This is a genomic window from Blastococcus sp. TF02-8 (assembly GCF_003319175.1).
Classification (GTDB): domain Bacteria; phylum Actinomycetota; class Actinomycetes; order Mycobacteriales; family Geodermatophilaceae; genus Blastococcus.
The window spans coordinates 304,773-321,591 of record NZ_QOHK01000001.1; the positions used below are offsets into that span (position 1 = coordinate 304,773).

Sequence of the window (16,819 nt, forward strand, 5' to 3'; positions counted from 1 at the left end):
GGCATCCCGGGGGCCCGGCACCCCGGACCAGGGCGTTCCGGGACGGCCCCGGAACTGGGACTCCGGCGCCCGCGGCGCCGGACGGGATGCCGATGGGCATCCGCCAGCAACGACAGCACTCAGAGAGGTGGCGAACGGCATGACCAGCACGGTCAGCACGGCAGCACCGGTGACGACGGGCCTCTACATCGGTGGGGAGGTGCGCTCCACCGAGGGCGTCCTCGACGTCATCGACCCGGCCCGCCCCGGCGTGGTGGTGGGGCACGCGGCGGCGGCGACCGAGCAGGACGTCGCGGACGCGGTGGCGGCGGCGAAGGGCGCCTTCCCGGCCTGGGCGGCGCTGTCGGCGACGGAGCGCGCGGCCCGGATGGCCGCCGCGATCGAGGGCATCGCCGACGACCGCGACGAGGACGCACGGATCCTGTCGCTGGAGAACGGCAAGATCCGGATGGAGGCGTGGGTCGACGCCCTGGTCTTCGACATCCGGTGGCAGCTCGCGCTCTCCCTGGCCGACGAGGTGGACCGGCCGAAGGTCCTGCCGCCTGCCCCCGGCATCCCGGTCGAGACCACCGTCGCCCACCAGCCGCTCGGCGTCGTCACGCTGATCGTGCCGTTCAACTGGCCCATCGCGATCCTCGGCGCGGCGCTGCCGCACGCGCTGCTGGCCGGCAACACCGCCGTCGTCAAGCCGCCGCCGACCACCCCGCTGGCCACCACCCGGCTCGTCCAGCGCGTCGCCGAGAAGCTCCCGCCGGGCGTCCTCAACATCGTGACCGGCGTGGACAGCGAGATGTCCGCCCTGATCGACAACCCGGACGTGGCCAAGATCTGCTTCACCGGCAGCGTCAACGGCGGCAAGCGGATGATGGAGATGGCCTCGCGCAACCTCACCCGGGTGACCCTGGAGCTGGGCGGCAACGACGCGGCGATCATCCGCGAGGACGCGATCCTCGACGACGAGCACCTCGACCGTCTGTTCGCCGGCATCTTCGACACCACCGGCCAGATCTGCATGGCGGCCAAGCGGCTCTACGTGCACCGGTCGCGCATGGACGAGCTGGTCGCCGGGCTGTCGGCGCGGCTGGAGAAGGTCGTGCTCGGTCACGGCCTGGCCGAGGGCACCACGATGGGCCCCCTGCACCAGAGCGCCCAGAAGGCGTTCGTCTCCGAGATCGTCGAGGAGGCGAAGGCCGCCGGCGCGACGGTGCTGGAGTTCGGCGAGCTGCCGGGCGGGGAGTTCGCCGAGGGCAACTTCCTGCGCCCGGCCATCGTGGTCGACCCCGACCCGTCGCTGCGGGTGGTGACCCAGGAGCAGTTCGGCCCGGTGATCCCGGTGCTGCCCTACGACGACGACGCCGAGGCAGTGCGTCTCGCCAACGACACGTGGGGCGGCCTGTGCGGCTCGGTGTGGACGGCGGACACCGAGGCGGCCAACCGGATCGGCGGGCAGCTGGCCTGCGGTTACGTCTGGGTCAACGACCACGGCGCGACCCGGCTGGACCTGCGGGCGCCCTTCGGCGGGATGAAGCAGTCCGGGATGGGCCGCGAGCAGGGCATCGAGGGGATCCGGGCGTTCCAGGACACCCGCTCCATCGCCCACCTGGATGCCGCCGCGCTGGCGGCCTCCGCGCACTGATCGACGGAGCCGGGCCGGCGGGGGCATCCCGCCGGCCCGGCCCCGGGGGTCACCCGCCTGCGCGGGCGAGCGGCTCCCAGCCGCCCGTGGGCGTGACGACGGCGGTGACCGGTCGGTCGTGCACCTCCCGGGGCACCGCATCCAGGCGCTCGTCGTCGAAGACCACCGTGACCAGCACGGCGTCGGGGCGGGCGTAGGCCAGCGCCCGGTCGTAGTAGCCGCCACCGCGGCCGAGCCGGATGCCGTCGCGGTCCACCGCCAGCGCCGGGACCACGACCGCGTCGGCGCTGCTGAGCGCGGTGGCGCCCAGCCGGGGGCCGACCGGCTGGGACAGCCCGTAGCGCCCGGTCTCCAGCTCACCGGTGTGCTCGCCCCAGTCCAGGACCCGTCCCGTGGGCGGGATGACCGGGAGCAGGACCCGCGCGCCGAGCTCCGCGTAGGCGTCGGGCAGGCGGCCGTGCCCCGGCTCCTCGGGATCGGGCACGAAGGCGGCGAGCGTGCCCACCCCGGCCAGGCCGGTGAGCAGGGCCGCCGCGACCGCGTCGGCGGCGGCCGCGCGCTCACCCGCCGGGCGGGCCAGCCTGCGGGCCAGCAGCCGCTCGCGGAGGACGCGCTTGGCGGCGGTCGGGTCCGCGGGGTCGGTCACACCCGGAGCCTAGGGGCTGTCCGCCCGGACCGGGGTTGTAGCGTCGGAGCAGGTAAGGGTTGCCTCACCACGGGCAACGGGACGGGAGCAGCCATGAGCGAGCCACGCGGCGACGAGAGCGGACGACCGCCACGGAAGCGGACCCCCCGGGTGGGCGAGGTGGTCCGCACCTCGTGGATCACGCCGCACATGGTCCGCGTCGTCCTGGGGGGCGAGGGCCTGGCCGGCTTCCCGTCGGCCGACCTGACCGACCGCTACGTGAAGCTGCTGCTGCCCGCCGGCGGGAGCGCCCTATGCGGCCCCCTACGACGTGGAACAGGTCCGGGCCGAGCTCCCGCCCGACCAGTGGCCGGTCACCCGGACCTACACCGTCCGCGGGTGGGACCCGGTCGCCGGCGAGCTCACCATCGACTTCGTGCACCACGGCGACCAGGGGCTGGCCGGCCCCTGGGCAGCCGCGGCGCGCCCCGGTGACCTCATCCAGTTCATGGGTCCCGGCGGCGGCTACGCACCCCGGCCGGACGCCGACTGGCACCTGCTGGCCGGGGACGAGGCGGCGCTCCCGGCCATCGCCGTGACCCTGGAGAAGCTGCCTGCCGGAGCCCGGGCACTGGTCTTCGTCGAGGTTGCCGGGCCCGAGGAGGAGCAGGCCGAGGTCGTCGGCGGGCCCGGCGTCGAGCTGCACTGGGTGCACCGCGGGGACGCGGCTCCCGGCGAGGCCCTGGTCGCCGCCGTCACCGCGACGGAGCTGCCTTCCGGCGCCGGCCACGTCTTCGTGCACGGCGAGGCGTTCGCCGTCCGGGCGCTGCGGGGGCACCTGCGGACCACCCGCGGGCTGGACCCGGAGTGGACGTCGATCTCCGGGTACTGGCGCCGGGGCGACACCGAGGACCGCTGGCAGGCGACGAAGAAGGAGTGGAACGCCGCCATCGAGGCCGAGGAGTCCGGCGTCCCTTCCTGAGGCCGCCAGGTCCCGAGGACCCGAGGACCCGAGGACCTCAGCCCAGCAGCCGGCGCACCGTCCGCGCGGGCTGCTCCACCCACCACCGCACGACGCGCACGCCGAGGTGCCAGAGGTCGGCCCACTCCGCGGGCCGCTGTGCGGGTCGCTGTGCGGGTCGCTGTGCGGGTCGCTGCACCGCCGCCGACGTGGGCTCCAGCTCCGGCGGCAGCTCGAGCTGCTCGGGCACGAGCAGGTCGATCGGGGTGCGCCGCCGGGTGTCGCGCAGGGAGGCGAACGACGGGATCGACGGCGTCGCCGGGGACTCCTCCTCGTCGAGCGGGCGGGCGGTCCTGCCGAGGGTGGCGACCGGCTCCGGGACGACGGCCCGGATCGCGGCGACCGTTCCGGCCCCCAGACCCGGGATCGCACCGAGGTCGGCCCGTGTCATCGTCGCCAGCTCGTCCACGGCGCTGATCCCCGCGCGGGTCAGGGCCGTCACCGCTCGCGTGGGCAGGCCGAGCTCGCTGACGTGCTGGGGAGATCCGGTCCCGGACGACTTCGTCGGCATGGCCCCGACGCTAGTCGTCCCCGGACGCACCCACCGCGCACCCGGTGCGCGCAGCCGTCGCCGGGGCCTGCTCCTTCCTCCCCCTGCGGTGACCGGCGCCGGCCTTCCGTACCGTGCCCGCATGTCCTCCAGCCCCTCCCCGGCCGGCACCCCCCGCCGCGTGCTCGTCACCGGTGGCGCCTCCGGCCTCGGCGCGGCACTCGCCGCCCGGTACGCCGGCCGCGGCGACCGCGTGCTCGTCACCGACCTCGCCGAGACCGCCGAGGTCCCCGCCGGGGCCGTCTACCAGCGGCTCGACATCACCGCCGAGGCCGACTGGGCCGCCGCGCGCGACCGCGTGTCCGCCGAGTTCGGCGGCCTCGACGTGCTGGTCAACAACGCGGGCATCGCCGCCGGCGGGCGGATCGACCGGCTGGGTGCCGACCACTGGCGCCGGGTGCTCGACGTCAACGTGCTCGGGGCGGTGACCGGCTGCCGCACCTTCGTGCCGCTGCTCAAGGAGCAGGGCTCCGGCCACCTGGTGAACGTCGCCTCGGCCGCCGGCCTGGTGCACCCGCCGGCGATGACCTCCTACGACGCCGGCAAGGCCGCCGTGGTCGCGCTGTCGGAGAGCCTGCGCTGGGAGCTCGCCCCCTGGGGCATCGACGTCTCGGTGGTCTGCCCGTCGTTCTTCCGCACCAACCTGGCCGCCTCCCTGGGCGGCGACGACCCGCTGATGGACTCCGTGGCCACCCGGCTGATCGAGCGCTCGAAGCTCGGGGCCGAGGAGATCGCGGCCCGGGTCGTCCGCGCCGTCGACGCCCGGAAGTTCCTGGTGGTGCCCGACCGGAACGCCCGCATCGCCTTCTGGAGCAAGCGGCTGGCCCGCCCGCTCTACGACCGGCAGATGCTCGGCATGGGTGCGCGCATCCACCGGGCCGAGCAGGACGGCGCGGCCTCGTGAGCACCGTCCTCATCACCGGGGCGAGCGCTGGGCTGGGCGCGGAGATGGCCCGGCAGTTCGCCGCCCTCGGGCACGACCTGGCGCTGTGCGCCCGCCGCACGGAGCGGCTCGACGCCCTCGCCGAGGAGATCCGCACGAGCACGGGACGGCGGGTCGAGACCGCGGCCCTCGACGTCACCGACGCCGCGGCCGTGCCCGCCGTCTTCGCCCGGTTCGCCGATGCCTTCGGCTCGATCGACCGGGTCGTCGTGAACGCCGGGCTGGGCAAGGGCGCGCCGCTGGGCACCGGCCGGGCCGACGCCAACCGGGAGACGGCGATGACCAACTTCGTCGGGGCGCTCGCGCAGACCGAGGCGGCGCTGGAGATCTTCCGCCGGCAGCAGCGCGGGCACCTGGTGCTCATCTCCTCGATGTCGGCGCTGCGTGGCATGCGGAAGTCGATGACCACCTACGCCGCCACGAAGGCCGGCGTCGCCGCGATCGCCGAGGGCCTGCGCTCCGAGCGCATCCCGGGCCTCGACGTCTCGGTGATCTACCCCGGCTACATCCGCTCGGAGATGAACGAGCACGTCACGCAGAAGACCCGCTTCATGGTCGACACCCCGACCGGCGTCCGCGCGATGGTGGCGGCCATCGAGGCCCGCCGGACCAGGGCCTACGTGCCCGCGTGGCCGTGGGTGCCCATCGGGTTCGCCATGCGGGCGCTGCCGCTCTCGGTCGTCCGGAAGCTGACCTGACCGGTCAGCGCACCGACCTGATCGGCAGGACCGCGAGCGCGCCGGCCACGGCGACGACCATCCCGATCGGGAAGAGCGCGCTGTAGTCGAGCACGCTGACGATCGCGCCGGCGATCGCCGGCGCGAGCGCCTGGGGCAGCGTGACGGCGATGTTCAGCACGCCGAGGTGGCGGCCGTTGTCCTCGGTGGTCGGCAGCACCTCGGTGAGCAGCGCCTGGTCGACGGCGAGGTAGGAGCCGAAGCCCAGCCCGGCCAGGACGGCGAACGCGTACATGCCGGTCATCGTCGGCACCACCCATGGCGCGACCAGGCCTGCGGCGATGAGCAGCCCGGCGGCGACGGCGACCGGCTTGCGGCGGCCCATCCGGTCGCTGAGCGGTCCACCGACCAGGGTGCTGACCAGCGTGGCGACCAGGCTGACCCCGGACAACGGCAGGACGGCGTCGACCGCGTCGTCCCCCAGCCCGACGTAGTCCTGCAGCACGTAGAGCTGGAACGTCGTCGTGATGTAGTAGCCGGTCAGGGTGAGCAGCCGGCCGAGGAAGCCGAACGCGAAGTCCGGGTGCGCCCTGGGGCTGACCCAGAAGGACCTGAGGAACGCCGTCCACTGCAGCGGCGGGCGGGCCTCCTCGCGGTTGTCGTGGTCGGGGTTGAACAGCGCGAACCCGCAGGCGGCCACCACGATGACGACGGCGAGCACGGCGTACCCGACCGCCGGGGTGTCGGCGAGGACCGAGCCGAGACCCATGCCGCCGGTGATCCCGACGAGGACGCCGAGACCGCCGGAGGCGGAGAACAGGCCTCGCACGCCGCGAGGCACCCGGTCGGGCATGACCGCGGCCTTGGGGGCGAAGTACACGTTCAGCGCGACCATGACCAGCAGGTAGAGGGCGCCGATCCCCACCAGACCGGTCATGCCGCCGAGCACCACCATGGCCCCGGCCGCCGTCAGCGCACCGGCGAAGATCCACGGCGCCCGGCGCCCCCAGCGGCTGCGTGTGCGGTCCGACAGCAGACCGGCGATCGGCTGGGCGATCATCCCGCCGACCGCACCGACCACGCTGACGATCGCCAGGTTCGCCGCCTTGCGAGCCGGGTCGACGTCCTCCACCTGCAGCGGCAGCAGCACGCTGTTGACCGCGCCGAGGGCGAGGTAGACCCCCAGGCTCGCGATGCCGTACCAGACCAGGAGCCGCCGGAGGCGACCGTCGACCCGGATGCGCACCGTGCTCTGGGGGTCGTGACCCTCGGGGCTGAGCCGGGGGCCGGGCACCACGGCGGTCACGGTCTCGGACGAGTGCGGGACGACCGACATGGATCTCCTCACCGCCCGGCCGGAGCCGGGACGCCGGTGCGGGCCACTCCGTCGTGACCCCGCGTAGCCGGACGGCAGCGTAGGGGCGGAGTGACCTGCGCCACAAGGGGCGCCGGGTCAGCTGATCCCCACGGAGTACCGCCGCGCCCGGCCCAGCGGCGTCTCCACCACCTCGAGCAGCCGGCCGCCGAGCCGCTCCACGGTCCGGGCCGAGGCGAGGTTCTCCTCCGAGCAGACCACGAGGACCTGCTCCAGCCCCAGCCGGCGCGCCTCCCCCAGCATCCGGCCCAGCGCCCAGCCGGCCAGCCCGCGCCCGCGCGCAGAAGGGCGGATGCCGTAGCCGACGTGCCCGAGGTGGTCCTGGTCGGCGGGTGGCGAGTGCCGCAGCGCGATCCCGCCGAGCACCTCGCCGCCCTCGACCACCCACCGGTAGGTGCAGCGCGGCCCCGCGCCGGCCGGGTCCTCCTCCGCGAGGAGCCGGGCGACCCACGCGGCGAAGCCCCGGGGCGAGGCCACGTCGTCCGACGGCAGCAGCCCGAAACCGTCCTCGTGCCGACCCGGCCACCACTCCTCGGACGCGGTCCGCCACGCGGCCTCGAGGGCCACGGTGGGCGGGACGAGCTCGGGCACGGTCGCACCGTAGCCGGGGGCTGCCGCGGGAGGCACGGACTCCCTAGGCTCGCGGGTGTGACCGCGACCACGCTGCCGTCGTACGCGAACGGCCCCTCCACCGTGCCGCTCCTCGGCGACACGATCGGCGCCAACCTGGACCGGACCGCGGCGCGGGTGGGCCACCGCGAGGCGCTCGTCGAGTGCGCGAGCGGCCGCCGGTGGAGCTACCCCGAGCTCGTCGCCGAGGTCGACGCCTGCGCCCTGGGCCTGGACACCCTCGGCGTGCGGAAGGGTGACCGGGTCGGCATCTGGTCGCCCAACTGCGCGGAGTGGGTGTTCGTCCAGTACGCGACGGCGAAGCTCGGCGCGATCCTGGTGACCATCAACCCGGCCTACCGCACCCACGAGCTGGCCTACGTGCTGCGGCAGGCCGGCATCTCGGTGCTGGTGAGCGCACCCGAGTTCCGCACCAGCGACTACCGGGCGATGGTCGCCGAGGTCCGCGCCGAGTGCCCGGCGCTGCGCGACGTCGTCCTCCTCGGCTCCTCCGAGTGGGACTCCCTGATGGCCGGCGGACGCGCCGGGGACCGCGAGCTGCTGGTGCGCCGCGAGGCGGAGCTGTCGGCCGACGACCCGATCAACATCCAGTACACCTCCGGCACGACGGGTTTCCCGAAGGGCGCCACGCTCACCCACCACAACCTGCTCAACAACGGCTTCTTCGTCGGTGAGGGCTGCGGCTACACCGAGGCCGACCGCATCTGCATCCCGGTCCCCTACTACCACTGCTTCGGCATGGGCATGGGCAACCTGGGCGCCACCTCGCACGGCGCGACGATGGTGATCCCCGCGCCCGCCTTCGACCCCGCGCTGACGCTGCAGGCCGTGCAGGACGAGCGTTGCACGTCGCTCTACGGCGTCCCGACGATGTTCATCGCCGAGCTGGCCCTGCCGGACCTCGCCGACTACGACCTCTCGACGCTGCGCACCGGCATCATGGCCGGCTCGCCGTGCCCGGTGGAGGTGATGAAGCGGGTGGTCGACGAGATGGGCATGACGGAGGTGACCATCTGCTACGGCATGACCGAGACCTCGCCGGTGTCCACCCAGACCGGCGCCGCCGACGACCTCGACCGGCGCACGTCCACCGTCGGCCGTGTGCACCCGCACCTCGAGGTCAAGGTCGTGGACCCCGCCACCGGTCTCACCGTCCCGCGTGGCACGCCCGGGGAGTTCTGCACCCGCGGCTACTCGGTGATGCTGGGCTACTGGGACGAACCGGAGAAGACGGCGGAGGTGGTGGACGCCGCGCGGTGGATGCACACCGGCGACCTGGCCGTGATGGACGACGAGGGCTACCTGAACATCGTCGGCCGGATCAAGGACATGGTCATCCGCGGCGGCGAGAACGTGTACCCCCGCGAGATCGAGGAGTTCCTGTACACCCACCCCGACGTGCTCGACGCCCAGGTGATCGGCGTCCCCGACGAGCGCTACGGCGAGGAGCTCATGGCGTGGGTGCGGCTCCGGGAGGGCGCCGAGCCGCTGACGGCCGAGGCGCTGCGGGAGTTCTGCGCCGGCCGGCTGGCCCGCTACAAGGTGCCCCGGTACGTGAAGGTCGTCGAGGAGTTCCCCATGACGGTGACCGGCAAGGTCCGCAAGGTGGAGATGCGGCAGCGATCGGTCGAGGAGCTCGGCCTGCAGTCGGCCGCCGCGGTGCGGAACGCCTGACGCCGGCCGTCCCGGAGGACGACCGGCGTCAGTACCGGACCGGGTCGGTCAGCCGGCGGCCACCGCCGTCGGACGGGCCAGCCGCACGGCCACCGCGGCGACGACGGAGAGCGCACCCAGCACCACCAGCGCCGAGCCGAGACCGTCGATGGCGCCGCTGAGGGCGAGCACGACCAGCGGGCAGAAGAACTGACCGATGAAGAACGCCGAGGTCCAGACGCCGGTGCCGCGGCCGCGCTGCTCGAACGCCAGCGAGCCCAGGGCCCAGGTGAGCAGAGACGGCAGGATGAGGCCGTTGCCGAGCCCGGTCACCACGGCGGCGGCGATGACGAGGGGAACGGAGTTCGCCAGCCCCAGCCCGAGAATGCCCACCCCGGAGAGCCCGAACGCCAGCGGCACCAGGACCACGGGACCGTGCTGCGCCATGCGGCCGAAGAGCAGGCCACCGACGGCCGTGCCCACCGAGGCGATGGCGCTGGCCGCGCCGATGGTGGCGGTGGACTCCACGCCGATGCTGTCGAGCTTGAAGGACAGCTGCACGATCAGGACGTAGAAGATCAGACCGCCGAGCAGCGACACCCCCACCGGGGCGGCGAGCCGGCGCCAGGGCAGCGGCTCGAGCTTCCCGGTCCGGGCGGCCGCCTGCGCCTGCGGCGCGGGCTGCCAGATCACCTTCGCGGCGGCGAGCGCCAGGGGCAGGCTGACCGCGTAGAGCCAGAACGGGGTGCGCCAGTCCGCGGACCCGAGGGCGCCACCGACGGCGAAGAAGATCGTCGCGGCGACGGTCGTGAAGACGACCTGGAGCCCGAAGTACCGCTCCCGCGTGGAGCCGTGGAAGTAGTCGGCGAGCAGCGTGGTGCAGCACGTCATGATCGCGGCCTCGGTCAGCCCGAGCAGCACCCGGCTGGCCACGACCAGCTCCAGCGACGGGAGCCACAGCGGAGCGGTCCCGACGACGCCGTAGACCACCAGAGCCGACACCAGCAGGCGCTTGCGGCCGACGCGGTCGACGATGCGGCCGGCGACCATCGCCGTGAGGCCGATGACGAGGGCGGGCGCGGTGAGCACCATCGGGGCCAACGCCTCGACGCCCGCGGTGTCGGCGAACGCGTCCTCGATGGTCGGGAGCACCGGTGCGAGGAGCACCGCACCCAGGACCGCCAGGCAGCTGGAGAGCAGCAGGACCAGCGCCTGGGGGCGGCCGGCAGGACGGCCGGTGGCGGGGTCGACGGCGACCTCGCCGGCGAGGGGCTCCCTCGCCGTCCGGTCAGGGCTCAGGACGTTCTCCGACATGGGCGTCTCCGATGGACGGTGGCCGGTCACGGTGATCGGCGTCACTGGCGCAGAAGTGTCGGGACGCGCGCCCGCCAGCGGAAATCACTTCTTCTGCTAGCGGGTATCACCACCGTCGATGCCGACCGACGCATCGCCGACGGCCAGCTGCGCCGCCCGCGCGACGACGTCCCGGAGGTACTCGTGCTCGGGGTCGCCGTCGTAGACCGGGTGCCACCACATCGCCTCGATGAGCGGCCCGGCGTCGAAAGGGCACGGCAGGGCGCGGACCCCCACGTTGAGCGGCAGCAGCTCCACCAGCCGGCGCTGGAGCAGCGCGATCCGGTCGCTGCCGGCGACCAGCCCCGGCACGGTCAGGAAGTTCTCCACGACCACCTGGACGCGGGGCTCGATCCCCAGCATCCGCATGTGGCGGATGGCCGGCGTGGAGGCGGTCGGCCCGTGGTAGGTGACCACCCAGGGCAGCGACTCCAGGTCCTCCACGCCCACCCCGGCGCCGGCGACCGGGCTGTCGGCGGCCACGACGCACACCCACTCGTCGCGGTAGAGGTCCTGCCGGGACAGCCCGGTGAGGAAGCCCGGCGGCATGAAGATGAGGTCGGCCGAGAGCAGCGCCTGCTCGGCGCGGTCCACGATCGCCGGCGAGTGCGTGGCGAGCCGCAGCCGGGTGTGCGGCGCCTCCTCGGCCAGCAGTGCGGCCACCGTGTCGCCGAGGATCGCGACCACGTAGTCGCTGGTCAGCAGGGTGTACTCCCGCTGCGAGGAGGCCGGGTCGAACTCCGGCTGCGAGGTGAAGACGCGCTCGACGCCGGAGAGGGCGATCCGGGCGAGCTCGCGCAGCTGCACGGCCAGCGGGGTCAGGCGGTACTCGTTGCCGACCCGGGTGAGCAGCTCGTCGTCGAAGTGGCGGCGGAGGCGCGCCAGGGACGCCGACAGCGCGGGCTGGCTGAGGCCCATCTGCGCGGCGGCCCGCGTGACGCTCCGCTGCTGGAGGAGAGCATCGAGCGACACCAGGAGGTTGAGGTCCAGGCTCGCGAGGTTCATGCGCGGCACCCTATCGACGGGGGTTATGCCCGTCATCAGACATTGCGTCTTCCCTCACTCCTGTGGGCCGGGCCACTGTCGGAGGCATGTCCGCCACGCCCGCCCCGCTCGACCGCACCGATCCCGAGGGCGCGATCGCCGCCGCGGCGGAGCGCTGCTCGAACTGGGGCCGCTGGGGCGACGACGACGTCCTCGGCACCATGAACTTCCTCGACGAGGAGAAGCGCCGGGAGGGCGCGGCCCTGGTCCGCCGGGGCCTGAGCTTCTCGCTGTCGCAGTCCTTCGACGAGGACGGGCCGCAGAAGGGCTGGCGGCGGCGCAACAACCCGGTGCACACGATGACCGACACGGGGGTCGACGCCGAGCGCGGCGTGCAGGGCTTCCCGCACGGCATCGGCGGCGCCGACGACTACATCGTCATGCCGCTCCAGTGCTCGACCCAGTGGGACGGCCTCGGGCACATCTTCGACCGCGGGAACGCCTGGAACGGCCGTCGCGCCGGCGACGTCGTGAACAGCTTCGGCGACCAGGTGACCGGCATCCAGACGGTCGCCTCGCTGGTCGCCGGCCGCGGAGTCCTGCTCGACGTGGGCCGGGCGATCGGCACCGACGGCGAGCTGCCCGACGGCTTCGCGATCACCGCCGAGCACCTCGAGGCGACGATCGAGGCGCAGGGCGAGTCCTCCCGCGTCGGCCGCGGCGACATCGTGGTGGTGCGCACCGGCCGGCTGACCCGGGCCCGCCGCGACATCGCCGAGGGGCGCGGTTGGGGCGACTACGCCGGCGGCCCGGCCCCCGGCCTCTCCTTCACCACCGCGGACTGGCTGCACGCCAGCGAGATCGCCGCCGTCGCCACCGACACCTGGGGCTTCGAGGTCCGCCCCAACGAGTTCGACGTCGCCTTCCAGCCGCTGCACCAGGTGGCCATCCCCAACATGGGCCTGTTCATCGGCGAGATGTGGGACCCCGACGCGCTGGCCGCCGACTGCGCCCAGGACGGCGTCTACGACTTCTGGCTCACCGCCGCCCCCTTGCCGATCACCGGCGCCGTCGGCTCCCCGATCAACCCCATCGCCGTCAAGTAGGAGGCATCGATGCCCGCTGTGAACACCGCCCTCGTGGTGGGCGCCGGTCTCGCCGGCACCGCCACCGCGATCCACCTGGCGTCGGCCGGGGTGTCGGTCGACCTGGTGGAGATCTCCCCCGACGTCGCCGCCCTCGGCTCGGGGATCACCCTCCAGGGCAACGCGCTGCGCGAGCTGCGCTCCCTCGGCGTGTGGGACCAGGTGCAGGCGGCCGGCTACCCCTTCGACGTCACCGGCATCCGGGCCCCCGACCCGTTCGGCACCGTCGTCGCCGAGGTCCCGGACGCCAAGACCGGCGGCCCGGACTTGCCCGCCGCCATGGGCATGCCCCGGCGCGACCTGGCGCGCATCCTGGTCGACCGCGCGACCGAGGTCGGCGTCAAGGTCCGCTTCGGGACCACGCACAACGACCTGCGCCAGGACGGCTCCGCTGACGGAGCGGGCGTCGACGTCACCTTCTCCGACGGCTCCACCGGCCGGTACGACGTCGTGGTCGGCGCCGACGGGATCCGCTCGTGGACCCGCCGGGCCCTCGGCGTGAACCTGGAGACGACGTCGGTCGGCATGGGGATCTGGCGGGCCTTCGGCCCCCGGCCGGCCAGCGTCACCCGCACGGACCTCTACTACGGCGGTCCCTCCTACATCGCCGGCTACTGCCCCACCGGCGAGGACTCGCTCTACGCCTACATCGTCGAGGACGCGCAGGACCGCAGCGGCCTCTCCCCGGAGCAGCAGCTGGCCACGATGAAGGAGCTCTCCCAGGCCTACCACGGCCCGTGGGACGAGATCCGCGAGTCGCTCACCGACCCGTCCCGGGTGAACTACACCTGGTTCGAGACCCACGTCCTCGACGAGCCGTGGAACCGCGGCCGGGTGGTGCTCATCGGCGACGCCGCGCACACCTGTCCGCCGACCATCGCCCAGGGCGGCGCCATGGCCCTGGAGGACGCCGTCGTCCTGGCCGAGCTGCTCATCCGGCGCGACGCCCTCGACCAGGGTCTGTGGGACGCCTTCACCGCCCGCCGCTACGGCCGCGCGAAGACCGTCGTCGACGCGTCCAACCAGCTCGCCCAGTGGCAGCTGGACCACGTCCAGGGCGACATCCCGAGCCTCATGCGCTCGATCGCCCAGCTCACCGCCCAGCCCGCTTGACCGGAGAGACCGTCATGACCCAGCAGCGCCTGATCACCCACCTGCGGCACGTCGACCTCGCCGTGCCCGACTTCGCCACCCAGCTCGACTTCTACTCCGGCACCTGGGGCCTGAAGACCGAGCACACCGACTCCGGGCTGGCCTTCCTGGCCGCCGAGGGGTCGCCGGAGCAGTACATCGTCCGGCTGCGCCAGGCGACCGACAAGCGCATCGACCTCATCTCCTTCGGTGCCGCGAACGCCGCCGACGTCGACACCCTCGCCCTGCAGCTCGCCCGGGACGGCGTCCAGCTCGTCGGCGAGCCGGCCGCCCTCCAGACCCCCGGTGGCGGCTACGGGTTCCGGTTCTTCGACAACGAGGGCCGCACCATCGAGATCAGCTCCGACGTGGCCGTGCGGCAGCACCGCGCCATCGAGGAGGGCGAGTCGATCCCCGTCCGGCTCTCGCACGTGGTGCTGAACTCCGCCGACCCCGAGGGCACGGTCGCGTTCTACGACAAGCACCTGGGCTTCTCGCTGTCGGACACGCTCATGCACCCCCGGATGGGCAACATGATGTGGTTCCTGCGCACCAACGCCTGGCACCACAGCATGGCCATCGCGAAGGGCCCGCACGCCTCGCTGCACCACGCCTCGTTCGAGATGCGCGGGCTCGACGAGTACATGCGCGGTACCGGGCGGCTGCTGCGCGCCGGCGTCGAGAAGATCTGGGGCCCCGGCCGGCACCTGGCCGGGAACAACACCTTCAGCTACTTCCTCGACCCGCAGGGCAACACCGTCGAGTACACGACCGAGCTGGAGATCCTCGACGAGGACACCTGGCACCCGCACCTCTACGACATCAGCAACCCCGAGGTCTCCGACCAGTGGGGCACGGCGAACGCCATGAACGAGTTCGTCGCGCAGAAGTCGTTCAACGACCCGGACAAGGGTCTGTTCGTGGCGCCCCCGGTCTGATGCGCTTCGCGACCTGGGAGAGCGGAGGCCGCGTGCAGGCCGGTGTGGCATCAGCCGCCGGCCTGCACGCACTCCGGGACGACCGCACCGTCCTCGACCTCGTCCGGGCGGGGCTGCCCGCCGCCCTCGAGGCGGGCGCCGCCGCGCTCGAGGGGCCGGCGGTGCCGGTGGAGTCGGTCCGGCTGCTGCCGCCGCTGGCCGCCCCCACCGTGCGCGACTTCGTCGCCTTCGAGGAGCACGTCGAGGGGATGGTCGCGCCGAGCGGGGAGAAGGTGCCACCGCAGTGGTACGAGGCGCCGACCTTCTACTTCACCAACCCCTACGCCCTGATCGGCGCGCACGACGACGTCGCGGTCCCCCCGGGGTCGCAGCGGTTCGACTTCGAGCTGGAGGTGGCCGTCGTGGTGGGCCGGGACGGCGCCTCGCTCACCCCCGAGCAGGCCCGGGACCACGTCTTCGGCTACACGATCCTCAACGACTGGTCCGCCCGCGACCTTCAGGGCCGGGAGATGGCCGTCAAGCTCGGGCCGGCCAAGGGCAAGGACTCCGCCACCACGCTCGGCCCCTGGCTGGTCACCGCCGACGAGCTGGAGCCCTACCGGGACGCGGACGGGTTCCTGGCCCTGGAGCTGCGGGTGTCGGTCAACGGCAACGGGATCGGCTCCGACCTGCTGTCGAACATGGGCTGGCCGTTCGAGGAGCTCATCTCCTACGCCTCCCGCGGCACGGAGGTGCGGGCCGGAGACGTGCTCGGCTCGGGCACCTGCGGCAACGGCGGCTGCCTCGCCGAGCTGTGGGGCATCCGGGGCGGGGCCGCTCCCCCACCGCTGCAGCCCGGCGACGTCGTCGAGATGACCGTCGAGGGCATCGGGACCATCCGCAACCGCGTCGTCCCCGGCCTCGAGCTGCCACCCGTCGCCCCCGCACGGCCCCGGCCGCGCACCCGCACGCGCACCCCCTGAGAGAGGAACCACCGTGTTCGAGTACTTCCCCACCGGCCCCTACACCTGGAACCTCGGCGTCGTCGCGACGCTGAACTCCGGTGGGCTCATCGACGAGGTGGACCGTGCCTGCCGGCCGATCAAGGACGCCGCGAACGCCGGCGAGGACGCGGGCACCGAGGACTTCCTGCGCGCGTGGACGGCCCTGACCGACCAGCTGGTCGCCCAGGCCGAGGACGCCGAGAAGGCCGGGCACGTCCGCACCGCGGGGCAGCTGTACTTCCGGGCGAGCAACTACCTCTCCCAGGCCGAGCGGATGCTGGCGCACTCCAACCCCGACCGGGTGCCCACCTACCGGCGGATGCTGGAGATCGCGCAGAAGGCGTTCGACACCCACAGCCCGCGGGTCAGCCGGCTCACCGTCCCGTACGAGGGGACGACGCTGCCGGCGTACTTCAGCCAGGCACCGGGGAACGGGCCGCGGCCGGTGGTCGTCCTGGTCAACGGCCTGGACTCCACCAAGGAGCACATGTACTCCTCGGGCCACTGGGAGGAGCTCGCCGCGCGTGGGATCTCCTGCCTGATGCTCGACCAGCCCGGCACCGGCGAGTCGCTCCGGCTGCAGGGGCTGACCGCCCGCATCGACGCCGAGGTGTGGGCCGGCGCGGCGGTGGACTACCTGGAGACGCGGGACGACGTGGACACCTCGCGCATCGGGATCGTCGGCTGGTCGCTGGGGGGCTACTACGCGCCACGGGCGGCAGCCTTCGAGAAGCGGTTCGCGCTCTGCGTCGCCTGGGGCGCCAACCACGACTGGGGCTCGGTGCAGCGGCGGCGCAAGGAGCGGGAGGGCGAGCGCCCGGTTCCCCACTACTGGTCGCACGTGCTGTGGGTGTGGGGGCAACCGGGCGACGAGCACCACCTCGACACGTTCCTCGACTTCGCCGACGGCATCCACCTGAACGGCGTCGTCGAGCAGATCACCGTGCCGTTCCTGATCGCGCACGGCGCCAACGACCGGCAGATCCCGCTGGAGATGGCGCACCGCTCCTACGACCAGGCCGTCAACTCCCCCAAGCGCGAGCTTCGGGTGTTCACCCCGGAGGAGGGCGCGACCGAGCACATCGGCCTGGACCACCTGCCGCACGTGAGCGTCTTCGTCGCCGACTGGGTGGCCGACACGTTCGCCGAGCTGGGTGACCGGCCCTAGGGTCGGC

General features: G+C 73.5%; 16 protein-coding genes. 10 read left to right on the forward strand and 6 right to left on the reverse strand.

All coding sequences use genetic code 11. The features are described 5' to 3' along the window. Positions 1-139 precede the first annotated feature (139 nt). Entirely contained in the window at positions 140-1,636 is a 1,497-nt protein-coding gene (locus tag DQ237_RS01470) for an aldehyde dehydrogenase family protein (protein WP_113797380.1), read from the forward strand. Positions 1,637-1,685: 49 nt separating this feature from the next. Here DQ237_RS01470 and DQ237_RS01475 read toward each other — a convergent pair whose 3' ends face one another. Then, entirely contained in the window at positions 1,686-2,282 is a 597-nt protein-coding gene (locus DQ237_RS01475; protein WP_113796417.1) for a 5-formyltetrahydrofolate cyclo-ligase, read from the reverse strand. A 310-nt stretch (positions 2,283-2,592) separates the two neighbouring features. On the opposite strand from DQ237_RS01475, the gene DQ237_RS20045 reads away from it, so the two are divergent. After that, positions 2,593-3,243, forward strand: coding sequence for a siderophore-interacting protein (locus DQ237_RS20045; protein WP_255411508.1), 651 nt, complete (start codon positions 2,593-2,595; stop codon positions 3,241-3,243). A gap of 37 nt (positions 3,244-3,280) precedes the next feature. On the opposite strand, the gene DQ237_RS01485 is transcribed toward DQ237_RS20045, so the two are convergent. Beyond that, positions 3,281-3,793, reverse strand: coding sequence for a DNA-directed RNA polymerase subunit alpha C-terminal domain-containing protein (locus DQ237_RS01485; RefSeq protein ID WP_166509446.1), 513 nt, complete (start codon positions 3,791-3,793; stop codon positions 3,281-3,283). A gap of 121 nt (positions 3,794-3,914) precedes the next feature. On the opposite strand from DQ237_RS01485, the gene DQ237_RS01490 reads away from it, so the two are divergent. Further along, positions 3,915-4,736, forward strand: coding sequence for an SDR family NAD(P)-dependent oxidoreductase (locus tag DQ237_RS01490; protein WP_113796421.1), 822 nt, complete (start codon positions 3,915-3,917; stop codon positions 4,734-4,736). Beyond that, on the forward strand, positions 4,733-5,473 hold the full coding sequence (locus DQ237_RS01495) for an SDR family oxidoreductase (RefSeq protein ID WP_240619321.1): 741 nt from the start codon (positions 4,733-4,735) through the stop codon (positions 5,471-5,473). Before DQ237_RS01490 ends, DQ237_RS01495 begins: the two co-directional genes overlap by 4 nt. A gap of 4 nt (positions 5,474-5,477) precedes the next feature. Here the strand turns inward: DQ237_RS01495 and DQ237_RS01500 are convergent, their stop codons facing one another. Both DQ237_RS01500 and DQ237_RS01505 read right to left on the reverse strand, forming a co-directional pair. After that, the gene (locus tag DQ237_RS01500; RefSeq protein WP_113796423.1) at positions 5,478-6,788 is read right to left on the reverse strand and encodes an MFS transporter; all 1,311 of its coding nucleotides are present in this window, start codon (positions 6,786-6,788) and stop codon (positions 5,478-5,480) included. 117 nt (positions 6,789-6,905) lie between these two features. After that, positions 6,906-7,418, reverse strand: coding sequence for a GNAT family N-acetyltransferase (locus tag DQ237_RS01505; protein ID WP_113797384.1), 513 nt, complete (start codon positions 7,416-7,418; stop codon positions 6,906-6,908). Positions 7,419-7,475: 57 nt separating this feature from the next. Between DQ237_RS01505 and DQ237_RS01510 the strand changes: the two genes are divergently transcribed. Next, positions 7,476-9,131, forward strand: coding sequence for an AMP-binding protein (locus DQ237_RS01510; protein ID WP_113796425.1), 1,656 nt, complete (start codon positions 7,476-7,478; stop codon positions 9,129-9,131). Positions 9,132-9,179: 48 nt separating this feature from the next. Here the strand turns inward: DQ237_RS01510 and DQ237_RS01515 are convergent, their stop codons facing one another. Continuing rightward, complete coding sequence (locus DQ237_RS01515) at positions 9,180-10,424, reverse strand: MFS transporter (RefSeq protein WP_113797386.1); 1,245 nt, start codon at positions 10,422-10,424, stop codon at positions 9,180-9,182. Between the two features lie 96 nt (positions 10,425-10,520). Further along, positions 10,521-11,468, reverse strand: coding sequence for a LysR family transcriptional regulator (locus DQ237_RS01520; RefSeq protein WP_113796427.1), 948 nt, complete (start codon positions 11,466-11,468; stop codon positions 10,521-10,523). A gap of 86 nt (positions 11,469-11,554) precedes the next feature. Here DQ237_RS01520 and DQ237_RS01525 point away from each other — a divergent pair, with 86 nt between their 5' ends. The 5 genes from DQ237_RS01525 to DQ237_RS01545 are packed head-to-tail and all read left to right on the forward strand — an operon-like array spanning position 11,555 to position 16,812. After that, positions 11,555-12,553, forward strand: coding sequence for a cyclase family protein (locus DQ237_RS01525; protein WP_113796429.1), 999 nt, complete (start codon positions 11,555-11,557; stop codon positions 12,551-12,553). Between the two features lie 9 nt (positions 12,554-12,562). Then, complete coding sequence (locus DQ237_RS01530; protein WP_113796431.1) at positions 12,563-13,705, forward strand: FAD-dependent oxidoreductase; 1,143 nt, start codon at positions 12,563-12,565, stop codon at positions 13,703-13,705. A gap of 14 nt (positions 13,706-13,719) precedes the next feature. Then, the gene (locus tag DQ237_RS01535; protein ID WP_113796433.1) at positions 13,720-14,661 is read left to right on the forward strand and encodes a VOC family protein; all 942 of its coding nucleotides are present in this window, start codon (positions 13,720-13,722) and stop codon (positions 14,659-14,661) included. A 32-nt stretch (positions 14,662-14,693) separates the two neighbouring features. Further along, positions 14,694-15,623 carry a fumarylacetoacetate hydrolase family protein gene (locus tag DQ237_RS01540; protein ID WP_240619322.1) on the forward strand — a complete coding sequence of 310 codons (930 nt, stop codon included), beginning with the start codon at positions 14,694-14,696 and terminating at the stop codon, positions 15,621-15,623. Positions 15,624-15,636: 13 nt separating this feature from the next. After that, positions 15,637-16,812, forward strand: coding sequence for a S9 family peptidase (locus DQ237_RS01545; protein ID WP_113796437.1), 1,176 nt, complete (start codon positions 15,637-15,639; stop codon positions 16,810-16,812). Positions 16,813-16,819 lie beyond the last annotated feature (7 nt).

Coding starts and splice junctions, on each gene's coding strand:
- DQ237_RS01525 (WP_113796429.1), top strand. CDS start 11,555: ATGTCCGCCACGCCCGCCCCGCTCGACCGCACCGATCCCGAGGGCGCG.
- DQ237_RS01530 (WP_113796431.1), top strand. CDS start 12,563: ATGCCCGCTGTGAACACCGCCCTCGTGGTGGGCGCCGGTCTCGCCGGC.
- DQ237_RS01515 (WP_113797386.1), bottom strand. CDS start 10,424: ATGTCGGAGAACGTCCTGAGCCCTGACCGGACGGCGAGGGAGCCCCTC.
- DQ237_RS01470 (WP_113797380.1), top strand. CDS start 140: ATGACCAGCACGGTCAGCACGGCAGCACCGGTGACGACGGGCCTCTAC.
- DQ237_RS01500 (WP_113796423.1), bottom strand. CDS start 6,788: ATGTCGGTCGTCCCGCACTCGTCCGAGACCGTGACCGCCGTGGTGCCC.
- DQ237_RS01520 (WP_113796427.1), bottom strand. CDS start 11,468: ATGAACCTCGCGAGCCTGGACCTCAACCTCCTGGTGTCGCTCGATGCT.
- DQ237_RS01485 (WP_166509446.1), bottom strand. CDS start 3,793: ATGCCGACGAAGTCGTCCGGGACCGGATCTCCCCAGCACGTCAGCGAG.
- DQ237_RS01535 (WP_113796433.1), top strand. CDS start 13,720: ATGACCCAGCAGCGCCTGATCACCCACCTGCGGCACGTCGACCTCGCC.
- DQ237_RS01490 (WP_113796421.1), top strand. CDS start 3,915: ATGTCCTCCAGCCCCTCCCCGGCCGGCACCCCCCGCCGCGTGCTCGTC.